At 57.8% G+C, this 12268-nt stretch carries 9 protein-coding genes; 7 read left to right on the top strand and 2 right to left on the bottom strand.

All coding sequences use genetic code 11. The features are described 5' to 3' along the window. The first annotated feature begins 114 nt into the window (after positions 1-114). Together NIM86_RS04000 and NIM86_RS03995 are read left to right on the top strand one after the other, a co-directional pair. Complete coding sequence (locus NIM86_RS04000; RefSeq protein ID WP_253379324.1) at positions 115-1893, top strand: ATP-binding protein; 1779 nt, start codon at positions 115-117, stop codon at positions 1891-1893. A 33-nt stretch (positions 1894-1926) separates the two neighbouring features. Beyond that, positions 1927-2310: a response regulator gene (locus NIM86_RS03995; RefSeq protein WP_253379322.1), complete on the top strand. Its 384-nt coding sequence runs from the start codon at positions 1927-1929 to the stop codon at positions 2308-2310. A gap of 42 nt (positions 2311-2352) precedes the next feature. Here NIM86_RS03995 and NIM86_RS03990 read toward each other — a convergent pair whose 3' ends face one another. Continuing rightward, positions 2353-3543, bottom strand: coding sequence for a response regulator (locus NIM86_RS03990; RefSeq protein ID WP_253379320.1), 1191 nt, complete (start codon positions 3541-3543; stop codon positions 2353-2355). 179 nt (positions 3544-3722) lie between these two features. Between NIM86_RS03990 and NIM86_RS03985 the strand changes: the two genes are divergently transcribed. The 3 genes from NIM86_RS03985 to NIM86_RS03975 all read left to right on the top strand — a co-directional run bounded on the left by NIM86_RS03985 (position 3723) and on the right by NIM86_RS03975 (position 8897). Further along, the gene (locus tag NIM86_RS03985) at positions 3723-5009 is read left to right on the top strand and encodes a diguanylate cyclase (RefSeq protein ID WP_253379319.1); all 1287 of its coding nucleotides are present in this window, start codon (positions 3723-3725) and stop codon (positions 5007-5009) included. Positions 5010-5035: 26 nt separating this feature from the next. Next, complete coding sequence (locus NIM86_RS03980) at positions 5036-5383, top strand: Hpt domain-containing protein (protein ID WP_253379318.1); 348 nt, start codon at positions 5036-5038, stop codon at positions 5381-5383. 67 nt (positions 5384-5450) lie between these two features. Further along, positions 5451-8897 (top strand): PAS domain S-box protein, encoded by a 3447-nt coding sequence (locus NIM86_RS03975; protein ID WP_253379317.1) that lies wholly within the window; start codon positions 5451-5453, stop codon positions 8895-8897. A 42-nt stretch (positions 8898-8939) separates the two neighbouring features. Here the strand turns inward: NIM86_RS03975 and NIM86_RS03970 are convergent, their stop codons facing one another. After that, complete coding sequence (locus NIM86_RS03970) at positions 8940-9329, bottom strand: response regulator (protein WP_371872849.1); 390 nt, start codon at positions 9327-9329, stop codon at positions 8940-8942. 217 nt (positions 9330-9546) lie between these two features. On the opposite strand from NIM86_RS03970, the gene NIM86_RS03965 reads away from it, so the two are divergent. Beyond that, positions 9547-11145, top strand: a complete 1599-nt coding sequence (locus NIM86_RS03965) for a di-heme oxidoredictase family protein (RefSeq protein ID WP_253379315.1) — start codon at positions 9547-9549, stop codon at positions 11143-11145. Continuing rightward, positions 11142-12242, top strand: a complete 1101-nt coding sequence (locus NIM86_RS03960; RefSeq protein WP_253379312.1) for an imelysin family protein — start codon at positions 11142-11144, stop codon at positions 12240-12242. The genes NIM86_RS03965 and NIM86_RS03960 overlap by 4 nt, the downstream gene beginning before the upstream one ends. The last annotated feature ends 26 nt before the right edge of the window (positions 12243-12268 follow it).

Raw genomic sequence — 12268 nt, 5'->3', positions numbered from 1 at the left:
GCGCCCATAGGTAGCAATATATTCTTAGTTATACTGCCGGGATTCGGCTCTGCTTCAATATCAATTCTTAATCTCTTGTCCTCCATAGTTCTTTGTAAGGGTAAGAGGTTCGCGATGGATTCCATCATATCTATGATCGAAGGCGGTTCGGTGATTGTGGTCGCCGTGCTTTGTTGTGTGTTCTTCGGAGAAAGGCTTCGGGGGTCGCTCTGGCTGGGCGGCATCGTCTACGGGATTGTGTTTGCCGTGACAGGCGCCATCGTCATGTCGAATTCGGTCGAACTGATCCCGGGTGTCAGGACTGATCCTCGCAACGCAGTAGCCGTGCTTTCGGGCGCGATCGGCGGACCGATCAGCGCGCTCATCAGCGCGATCGTCATGATGGCGATACGTTGGAGCTATGGCGGTCTGGGCGCGATAGCCGGAGCAGCCAGTATCGGAACGGCTGCGCTTTCATCGGTGATCCTTTGGGCGTGGTGGACAAAGTGGCGTGGTTTCGCGCCGTCCAAATTATACATTTTCTACCAGGCGCTGATCGCGGGCATCGTTCCCACAATAACGATATTCATCCTCGCCCAAGTGCCTATAGAAATCGTTTTGCGGTCGGCCAGCATGTTCGTGCCGACCAACTTTCTGGCGGTGCTGCTTCTTGGCGGATTGATCATTGCCGAGCAGCAGAGACGGTGGGCGATTAAATCGAAAGTCGAGATGGAAGCTCATCTCGTCGCCATCGCCAACAATGCTCCGGGCATGTTGTTTCAGATGACCTTGGACGATCGGGGGCGCCTATGTTTTCCGTATGTGTCCGAGGGCAGCCGCAAGATTTTCGGTATACGCCGTCAGCGGTTTCTGGAGACGCCGGACTTTCTCTACGGTCTTCTCAATGAAACCGACCGGGCGCGCCTCATGCATCTTTTGGAGACGTCTGCCGAGAGCAGAAATCGTTGGTCTTTCGAAGCCACTTACCAACACCCGACGCGCGAACTGGTCTGGCTGCAACTCAGCGCGGAGCCGCGGGTCGACAGTCATGAACGCCTGGTTTGGGACGGAAGTATCTCTGATATCACCACCCAGAAACGCAACGAGCGGATGAAGAACGAGTTCGTTGCAACTGTTAGCCACGAATTGCGGACCCCTCTGACGTCGATCCACGGCGCGCTCAGCCTCTTGGCGAGCGGCAGTCAGGGGAAGATGCCGGAGTCGGTGGATCGACTTCTTGGTCTGGCCTTGCAGAACAGCGAGCGGCTAAAGAACCTTGTCGATGACATTCTGGATATCGAGAAGATCGAATCCGGTTCGATGCCTTTCGAACTGAGCCCAACGGCTTTCGATGGTCTGATCGAAGAAGCAATTGAAGGTAGTGCCAATTATCGATCGTCTGACGATGTCGCAATTGAGTTCCACAACGAGGCGCCCGGTCTTGCGGGCCTCGTCGATGCCGACCGGTTCAACCAGATCATCGCCAATTTGCTTTCGAACGCTCTGAAGTTTTCGCCAAGCGGCGGCACTGTCACCGTTCGGCTAAAAGAAAATGACGGGAAGGCTCGGATTTCCATCACAGATGAAGGTGCTGGCATTCCGGCATCGTTTCACCACCGCCTGTTCGAAAAGTTTGAACAGGTGGACTCTGCCGACAATAGAACGAAGGGCGGAACGGGTCTGGGGCTCAATATTTGCAAGGCGATTGTGGAGCGAATGGACGGCGCCATCGATTTCGACACCGCCATGGGCGAGGGGACAACCTTTATCGTGGAGTTTCCCATCGTAGAAATGGCGTCCGATGCCGCTGATATGACGGGCCGGCTGTCAGATTCCTTGCGGCAAAAGCTGAACGAGGCGGAAGCAGGCGAGACCGTCGTGCCATTAGGAAAACATGAAGCCTTCTCGCGCTAACGTCTCTCGCTGACCGAAGCGCGGGATGGCCGAATGGAAAAATTGCGCGTCCTATATGTCGACGACGAACCGGATATTCGTGAGATCGCGACGATTTCGCTGGGCCTCGGCGATGAGTTCGATGTCAAAGCGTGCGCCTCTGGCGAAGAAGCCGTGCCGCTGGCCAGAACCTGGAAGCCGGACGTCATTCTGCTTGATGTGATGATGCCGGTGGTGGATGGTCCTGAGACGTTGCGTCGTCTGCGCCTCGTCGAGGAGACCAACAACATTCCCATAATCTTCGTGACGGCGAGAACCCAAAAGCAGGATGTCGACGGATACATAGCTCTCGGCGCTTTAGGTGTAATTGCCAAGCCATTCATGCCGCTCGAACTTATCCAGCAGGTCAAGGATACGCTGGTTTCGGCGCCCCGCTGACCGACAGAATCAACTTATCGCCAGCGCCGCGGTCGACCAGGCTTAGACAAACTCTACCCCGCATTCACGGTCGCGCTGCCAGCGCAGCCCAACGTCCCGAACTTCACCCGTATCGGAAAGCCGCACGGCAAACCGGGAGGGAAGCGGCGTGTACTGCTCGAGCCTCAGCCGAAGGCCGAGTTCTGACATATCCCGCACCGCGCAGTCGATTGTCGATGGACCGACGATGATCTTGGCGGCTTTCAGAACACGTGTACGGCGCACGCGCCGCCTCTCCACCTGTTCGCCGGTGGGATCGTTCGTACCATCGTCCGCGCTGGCGAAGTTTGTAAAGGCGGGCTGGGTGGCCGTCTGTTCACCGGATGGCGATGACAGATCGGCCAGCTTTTCAATGAGAGCACCGGCCCCGTCCGATGCAATAAGTGTGTGTAGTTCAGGCTCTACGGAAAGGGCTGCCGCACCGACACGGAAAATGAAGGATGCGGCTTTCTGGAGCGTTTCGAGCTTGTTCTGCAAGCTCGCCCTGTCTTTGATCGAGGGCGACAGACAGGCGAAGGTTCCGTCGCCCGTCCGGCCCCATATATCTTCGGAATCGGTGTGGGCGCGCAGACGCGTTATCGCCTCGCGAAGCAGCGCATCGGCATTCTTCTGCCCAAAACGGCTGAGCGTCTCGCGGTAATAGGCGTCGAGCGAAAGCACGATGACAGGATCATGCCGCGACGGGCCGGCCTCGACATGTGACTCCACGCGGCGCTCGAACTCGGTCCGGCTGAATGTGCCGGTGACGATATCGATGACGCGCTCTTCGCGAAGACGTTTCAACTCGGTGCGCTCTGCAACGCTTTGGCGCTTATTTTCGATGGCCTTTTGAATCACATTGCCGAGATCGCGAAATCCGAGTGTCGTCTTCGGAAGAAAATCGGCCACACCGAAGCGGAAAGCCTTGATGGCGACACTCTGCTCGGTCGAGCCGGTCATCATGATGACCGGAGCGTCCGCATTGGAGGATTTGGCGAGGACATCCATGACATGAAAGGCCGTCTCGCCTTCCAGACGGTAGTCGAGCAGAACACAGTCGAATTCGCTGCTGTCGACGAAGCTGGAAAGATCTTGTGCGCTTTTGGCTTCGAGAGTCTGGAAATTATTCTTTTGAAGAACGCCCCGGAGAATCTCCCGAAAGTCCGGATCGTCGTCCACGATCAGAATGATTGGGCCGTCTGGGGAGATGGTCACGTTTGTTCCTCCGGGAGTGGCAGTCCGTATTCTCAATGAATTTCGCTTTCAAAATGCTAACGGTCCGTTGCTTGAGGTTCCCTGAATAGGTGGCGTTAAGACTTTCTACAGCCAATAAAGGAAAGATGGCGTTGAGGTTCCGGCACTGTCTTCTGGCAGGATGCGGCTGTGGAGGGATCATGCATAACGCCAATATCACCGACGCTAAAAACCGGGGATCGATCGTCATCTTCGACGAGGGTGCATCGCTCTCGCAGATTAGTGCCGTCGTCGGTGAACTGCGCTTCACGCCCATCGACGGTTTTTCCGATCTCCCATTCGAAGACGACGCCTTTCAGCCGCATCTTGCCATCGTCAATGACGGCGTAAAACACGCAATGGCGAGATGGCAGGAGACGGCGCGTCATCTGCCGACGATCAAGATCACCGATGACAACGCATTCGGGGCTCGGCTCCAGGCCGCGAGGCAAGGCGTGGCCGGGATCGTTCACGCTCCACTCTCCAGTGACGAACTGACAAGTTGGGTCCGCCATTTCTCGACGCTGCAACATGCGCGTCAGTCTCACGTGCTCATCGTGGACGATGATTTCATGACCCAGGAAGTGAGTGCTCAGGCTTTGCGTCAGGCCGATATGACCGTAACGGTTGTCGAAAGCGCGCAGCAGGCGTTCTCCTTCCTCCAGGCCGATTCCGTCGACGCGGTCCTGCTCGACCTGCAGATGCCCGATGTCGATGGTATCGAGTTTGCGCGTATCATTCGGCAGGATCAGGAAAATCTCTCTCTGCCGATCATTTTTCTTTCCGGCGAACGCGACCCCAATCGCCAGTTGCAGGCACGCCGGCTGGGCGGCGACGATTTCATTTTAAAACCCGTAAGCCCGAGCCGGTTGTGCGAAGTCGTCGAGATGCGGCTCCAAAGGGCCGGCGCTCTCAAAAGTCTGATCGAACGCGATAGCCTGACGGGACTTCTGAACCACGGACGGTTCCACGCGCAGCTGGAGAACGAGATTGAACGGAGCCATCGCACCAAGGCCAAGGTCAGCGTCGCACTGATCGATCTGGATCATTTCAAGTCTGTCAACGACACTTATGGGCATCAGGTCGGCGACCGTGTCATTCGGTCTCTGGCGACATTGCTTTCGACCTCGCTTCGCAAGACCGATCTGATCGGGCGGCTGGGCGGTGAAGAATTTGGCGTGATCCTGCTCGATACTGACGCCGAAGCGGCCGCTCAGGTCATCGACCGCCTGCGTGAAACTTTTGAAGAGACCGAATTCGACGTTGAGCAGGGCGCGTTCAGCGTGTCCTTCAGTGCCGGCATCAGCGATTTCGGCGCCGGAATGGCGGCTGCCGATCTCGTCAGGCTCGCCGATTCTGCTCTCTACCAGGCGAAGGCGCGTGGCCGTGGGCGAACGGTAACCGACGCGACGGATTGGAGCACGGCCCATTTAAAAGCGACGGCTTGAGAATGGAGCAGGACGGAGCGGCACAGATGAGCGGAGAGGAATTCAATCGGGCGGCACTGGACGAATTGCTTACGATCTTCGATCTGCAGCGAATTGAGGTGTTCGTCGACAATCTCCGTCAATTGTCCGTCGAACTGGCGCAAAGCGATGTCTCGGCAGTCGATGAGATTGAATCGCGCGCTCACAAACTCGCATCACGAGCCGGCATTCTCGGTTGCTCACGCCTTTCGGAGCGCTCCCTCGCGCTGGAGCAGGCCTGTCGTGAAGGAAGCGATCTGCATGAGTTGTTGCGATCTGTCGAAGCCGAGGCAGCGAAGGCAGATGGCCATTTCGCGAAATTGCTGGAGCCGTCCAGGAAAAGCGTGAGCGGTTGAGCCGGTTGACTACCAACCAAGTATCGGAATGCAGCGCCGGGCGGGGAGAGTATCGGCAAAGGATCGTATGATCATGCCAACTTTCATGACGATGATTGACCGAATTCCGGCCTATCTGCTGAAGCTGTCGGCGATTGCCTTGGCCTATTGGGCCATGGGCATGATTGGACCGGCATTGACCAAGCCGGCCGATTACGACGTTGCCATTTGGCCTCAGGCCGGATTGGCGATCGCCGTTCTGATCTTATGGGGCATGCGGCTCTGGCCCGGTGTTCTACTCGGTTCCATCATCCTCTCCACAGGTATTCTCGTGTCGTCCGGTATGCCGATATCCTGGCATACGGTTGGAAGAGCATTACCCTTTTCGATTGGACCCACCATTCAGGCAGTTGGCGCGGCATGGATCGCCAGACGAATGTTCGGTCGGCCGATCCAGTTCGAGAAAGCCCGTGACTTCGGCCTTCTCCTGCTTCTCTGCGGGCCGCTTATCTGCCTTATCGCGCCGACCATAGGTTTTGCGGTGGTGATGATACGGGATGGTGTCGCCCTGTCCGAGGTGCCTGTGAGCTGGCCGACATGGTGGCTGGGACAAGTCCTGGGCGTCATCATTTTCCTTCCTATCGGCCTACTGGGACCATGGCGTCCCTGGACGCTGACATGCGCGGAAAAGCCGGTGACGAGCTTCACCCGCATGTCGTTTGCCGTTTTGGCCTTATCGCTTTGCCTGACCTTCCTGGCGTCTGGCGTGACGGGACGTATCGCCGATCAGCGTAACCAGAACGCCTTTGAAACCTTGGCGCATGACCACGAATTTGCGCTTCTGCAGCGTCTCAACTCCTACAAGGAAAGCCTGGACGCCGCCGCTGGCTTCTTCAGGGGGTCAAACAATGTCGATCCTCAGGAATGGGCGAGATTCGTCGATGAAATCACGTTTGGAGACGTGCTGTCGGAAACCTACGATATCGGCGCGCTGATCATAAATTCCGATGAGGGCACTGCCGCGTCTCTGGCGGATTTAGAAGGTGCATTCGCTCGCCTGTCGGGTCTATTTGATGATGAGACGGTCGAGACCATCGAGTATTTTTCACCCTCGGACCAGTCAGTAGCTGCGGCGCCGCCAACCGAGGAGATAAAAGCCGGGAAATATGACGCCGCCCTTCATGCGCGTGATACCGGCATGGCGACGATCACCCGGCGTCTCAGCGAAGAAACAAAGGATCTCGGCTTCCTGATTTTTCGTCCGATATATGATGGCGAAAAGCGGCCACAGAACGAGCTTCGCAGACGGCAGACCTTCATAGGCTGGACATACGCGCATGTGACCGGCAGCGCTCTTCTGAGCGGGCTGACGCAGAGCCAGGGCGCGCGATTGAATGTCGCCATATATGAAGGGCCGACAACCGACGCGGAAAGTCTGATTGTCTCCAGTAACGAAAAACCTCTGGCGAAATCAGGGGGCTTCCGCGTGGCGGAAACCCTTTCCGTCATGGGGCGAGGCTGGACGCTGGTCTGGGAGAGTACGCCCGCTTTCGATGCAACGGTCGTTAGTCGCGAGGGGCTTTTGGTGCTGCTGGGTGGTCTTCTCGCCACTTTCCTTCTCAGCCTCTTCCTGCTGGCGCTGGACCGCCGACAGGAATCGATCCGGCAGACGGTGGAGCGCAAGACACGCGAAATCGTCGCTGTGGAACAGCAGAACCAGTCCATTGTTCAGACCGCCGTCGTCGCCATCGTGGTGCTCAACGGTGGTGGCGAAGTTCTACAATACAATCGGGCAGCCAGCAGGTTGTTCGGGCTTGATGAGGGGGAGAAGTCCGACGAGTGGCTTGTTCAACACCTTCGTCAGCTTGATCTTTTGGCCGATACGGAGACCACGTCGGAACGAAAAGTCACAGCCCGCACACTCATGGGCGAGGCGCTTCACCTGGCCATTCAGCTGAATGGATGGACGGGTGAAAACGATGAACAGCGTTATACCGCTATCATCCGCGATATAACCGGTGAAGTCCGGGCCAAGCGGGCCTTGGAACAGACGGAGGAACGCTGGAAGCTGGCTCTTGAGGGCGCCGATCTAGGCGTCTTCGATATCGACCTGAAGGCGAAGACGTCCAAGGTTTCGGAGACGTGGAAGACGATGCTCGGCTTCGCGCCAGATGCCGCCATCGATTCCCAGAAAGAGTGGATCGAACGGATTCATCCGGACGACCTGCCGGCGGTTCTGGAAGCGGACAGGGCCTGTATCCTCGGCAAGACCCCCCGCTCCATCGCCGAGTATCGTATCCGTTGCGTTGACGGTAGCTGGATATGGATGCGCTCGGATGCCGTTATCGCTGCACGGAATGCCAATGGCTCGGCTATTCGAATGGTCGGCACTCAGACCAACATCACCGAACTGAAGGATGCGACCGCTGCTCTTCTCGCTAGTGAGAAGAAATTCCGTAACGCAATCGAGGACGCGCCGGTGGGGATGGCGCTGATGACGCCCAGGCGCCAATGGATCAAGGTCAATGCGGCGCTCTGCAATCTACTGGGCTATTCGGAAACCGAGTTGATGGCCATCGACATCTCCGAATTGTTTCACATGGACGATTTGGAAGTCAGCAAGGACGGAAAGCTTGAACAGGTTCTGCGCGGGGAATTGAAATCCTATCAGCGCGAGATGCGGGTTCTACACAAGGACGGCCGGGCTCTCTGGATGCTGATCAGTGTATCGCTGGGCCATGACCATGACGGCTCGGATCATCTCATAACGATCTATCAGGATATATCGGAGCAGAAGGAAACGGAGCGTATGAAATCGGAGTTCGTGGCGAGCGTTAGCCACGAGTTGCGCACGCCTCTGACATCGATCCGCGGATCGCTCGGCCTGATCATCGGCACGATGAGCGACGACCTTTCGGAGGGTTTGCAGCGCCTGTTGACGATCGCGCACGCCAATTCCGAACGCCTCGTTCTGCTCGTCAACGACATTCTCGATCTGGAGAAGATGTCGACCGGTAACATGTCATTCGACATCCAGCCCGAAAACCTGCGCCGGTTGATCGTCGATGCAATCGACGCAAATCAGGGATACGCCGATCAGGCCGGGGTCGATCAGAAACTGGACGATGACCTGCCGGAGGTCGAGATCGCCGTCGACCGGCACCGCTTTCATCAGATCCTTGCCAATCTTCTGTCCAATGCGGCCAAGTTCTCGCCAGAGGGTGGGACGGTTCAGGTGGCCGGCAAGCGTCACGGAGATAAGATACGAGTATGCGTGACGGACAATGGTCCGGGCATCCAACACCAGTTCCGGCCGCGTATTTTTTCTCGTTTCGCCCAGGCCGACTCTTCGGCGACCAGAAAGACGAGCGGCACCGGCCTCGGCTTGCATCTGGCAAAAATGATGGTCGAGGAGATGGGCGGCAGTATCGGGTTCGAGAGCGAAGTCGGATGCGGCTCGACCTTCTGGGTCGACCTTCCAATCGCGGGGGCCGTGGAAGACGACGCTATGATGATGGAGCAGCGCTCCGCCTAGGAAGCGGCCACTGCCTGATGAATGGCCGAGCTTTCGTCATTCTCACAACGTGGGAGAGTGCGCTGGCGCGTTTTTCAGGTAGGCCATGACCTGTGTTGCAAGTGTCATGGGGTCGAAAGGTTTGGCGATCACGCCGCGAGCGCCCAATGATTCGAAACGTTCGATTTCAAATGGCTGCGTTCTGGCTGTCATGAAAACGACGGGAATATCCGCAGTCTCGGGCGCGTGCTGCAACGCCTTCAGAACGGTCGGACCGTCCATTTTCGGCATCATGACATCGAGCAGAACGAGGTCGGGCTGCCAGCATCGCGCCGTCGCAAGGGCGTCTTCGCCATTGGCGCAGCTTCTGACTTCGAGATCGCTGTTCAGGCGAAGCGACATGGTCGCGATTTCGGTGATATCGGAATCATCGTCGACATAAAGAATTCGCACGGACAAGCGGTCTCCCCTGAATTGTGGGAATAATCTCCCTAAATTAGAAATTTTGCAAATTTCTATCGATCGGCTGTGGAAAGTGCTGCCATACCCTGGTCCGACGAACCTATCTTGATCTTGCCAGTCTGGAATATTTCCAAAATAGCGTCTTTGACTTATCCACTGTCCGACGCCTATCAGCGCCTTGAAAGCGGGTGGAATTTCAACGGAGCAAATGATGAAGTGCGGGGCAAGCCGGACTTCCGGACCAATCGTAGCACTGCTCTGCATCTCTATGCTTGGCGCAGTCGGAAGCGCCCAAGCGGCGGACGACGCCGTTCCGGTTGCCGATGGCGGCCAGTTTCCCCCTTATGCCAATGTCACTGGCAGTCTCATCGAGCGCAACGATCTATCCGAGAAGGATCGGCGTCGGGTGGTGTCCGTCACCACGCCTGCGAAGTCCTTCGACAAGCCCGAGCCCTTCGAAGCGATGAGCGGGGGCGCTGCCACTTCCGCGAAGATCGTCAATCGCGATGCCTTCTCGCATTTCTCAGCCAATCTGACCTTCGCTGAAGAAGAGCGTTTTAAGCTTGGCAACGCGCTTTTTCGCAAGCTTTGGGTTGCGTCACCCTCATCCACGAGTGCGTCGGATGGCCTCGGTCCGCTATTCAACGCGCGGGCGTGCCAGAACTGTCATCTGAAGGACGGCCGTGGCCAGCCGCCAGTCCCCGGTGAGCCCGCCGTTTCCATGCTGATCCGCCTCGGCAAGCCGGCAGTGACGGACGATGAGAGAGCGGCGCTGGAGAACTTTCTCGCTCCGGCTATCCCCGATGACACCTATGGCGGCCAGCTTCAGACAGCGGCTGTTCCCGGTCTTTTACCGGAGGGCCAGGTCGATATTCGTTACGAGGAGATGCCGGTCACGCTGGGGGACGGCACGATCGTGTCGCTTCGCAAGCCGCACTATAGCGTCCGTGATCTGGCGTACGGGCCTCTCGATGAACACATCAGTCTTTCTCCTCGCATCGCCAACCCCATGATTGGCATGGGTCTTATTCAGGCGATCCACCCGGCCGATCTGGCGGCCAATGCCGATCCGGACGATGCTGATGGAGACGGTATTTCCGGTCGTATGGCCTGGGCACGAGGAAGCTTGACCGACCATGTGGTGCCCGGCCGTTTTGGCTGGAAGGCTCAGAATGCGACCGTACATGAACAGTCGTCCGAAGCGCTGGCGGGCGACATCGGTATCTCGTCTCCGCCCGTACCGCGTTCCTATGGCGATTGCACGGACGCCCAGGCGGATTGCCTCGCTCAGCCGAACGGCGAGCAGAAGCGTCTCGGTCCGACCGAGGCGCCCGACCCCGTTATCGAACTGATCACGTTCTATTCGGAAAATCTGGCGGTGCCGGAGCGGCGCGACGTCGCAGACAAGGCAGTTCTAGCGGGCAAAGAGGCTTTCTACGGCGCAGGTTGCGCAAGTTGCCACACACCGAAATTCGTTACGCGCCGCGACGCCTCGAACGAGGCACATGCCTTCCAGCTCATCTGGCCATATTCCGATTTTCTCCTGCACGATATGGGTGAGGGACTGGCGGATGGTCAGCAGGTCGGCCGTGCGAACGGGCAGGAATGGCGTACCCAGCCGCTCTGGGGCATCGGCCTGACGGAAATCGTCTCCGGACACACGCTTTTTCTGCACGATGGCCGTGCCCGAAACCTGGAAGAGGCAATTCTCTGGCACGGTGGCGAAGCGCAGACAGCCCGCGATGCTTACGCAGCTATGGAAAAATCAGAGCGAGAGGCGCTCATCGCTTTTCTGGAGTCCCTATGACCTTTCGCGCTTTCGCCATTGTGGCAATCATGGCGTTCGGTTCGATGCCCTTTGTCCCCGCCAGCGGTCGAGCGGCAGATTCGAGTGATGCAGCGGTACGCGCCGTTCTGACAGATGCCGTCGAGAATTTCTTTCGGCCCGGCTACCGAAGGGTTCAGGATCGTGCCGCCGCCATGGGCAATGCCGTCGAGGCACTTTGCACAGAAGCCGGTGACGAAAGACTCCAGAAGACGAGAGCGGCCTTTGCCGAAGCGGTATCGGCCTGGTCTAGAATGGAAACGGTCCGCTTCGGACCGATCCTGCATCAGAACGCGGCCGAGCGGCTTTATTTTTTCCCGGACAGGCGCGGCATCGGTCTGCGGCAGGTCCAGGGGGTTCTGGCCAAAAAGGATGAAACTGCCACCGCTGCTGACACTCTGGCGGCGAAGAGCGTTGCGCTGCAAGGCCTTGGAACGCTGGAATTTCTACTCTTCGGTACCGGTGCCGAAGAGATGGCGGCAAACGGTGATAGCTTTCGCTGCAGGTTTGCCGAAGCGGTGACGGCTCGGGTCGAGGCGACAGCGGCGACGGTCGCGAATGAATGGTCAGAACCCGGCGGCATTGCCAATCGTTTCGCCAATCCCGATTCTGCCTACGCCGACTTCCGAACGCAGGAAGATTCGCTTCGTGCGTTGCTTGGCACTTTCACCAATGGCCTTGAACTGATCGCCGATGCGCGCATCGTGCCGTTTCTCGGCGGCGATGAGAACAAGGCCCGTCCGAAGGCCGCAGCATGGTGGCGTGCGGGGCTGACTGGCGATGCCCTTGCGCAGAATCTCGGAGGCTTGTCGGAATTGTATGACGAGGCAGGAATGCAGCGCCTTTTACCGACCGAAAACAGCAACCTTTCTTCGGAAATTCGGTTCGAATTCGCCAACGCGCAACGCGCCTTATCCGGGATCGATCAACCTTTGCCAAAACTGGCGGAGGACGAGAAGGATCGTTCACCCGTCGCCTACCTCCTGATCGTCACACGCAGTCTGCGGAGCCTGTTTGCCGAACGCTTCGCCGGCGCCATCGGACTCGTTGCGGGCTTTTCATCACTCGATGGAGATTGACGGATGAAGACCGATCTTTCTCGGAG

The organism is Notoacmeibacter sp. MSK16QG-6 (assembly GCF_024158145.1).
Taxonomy (GTDB): Bacteria; Pseudomonadota; Alphaproteobacteria; order Rhizobiales; family Rhizobiaceae; genus Notoacmeibacter.
Note: the sequence above shows the minus strand (reverse complement) of the source record. Positions and strands in the feature narration are given on the sequence as shown.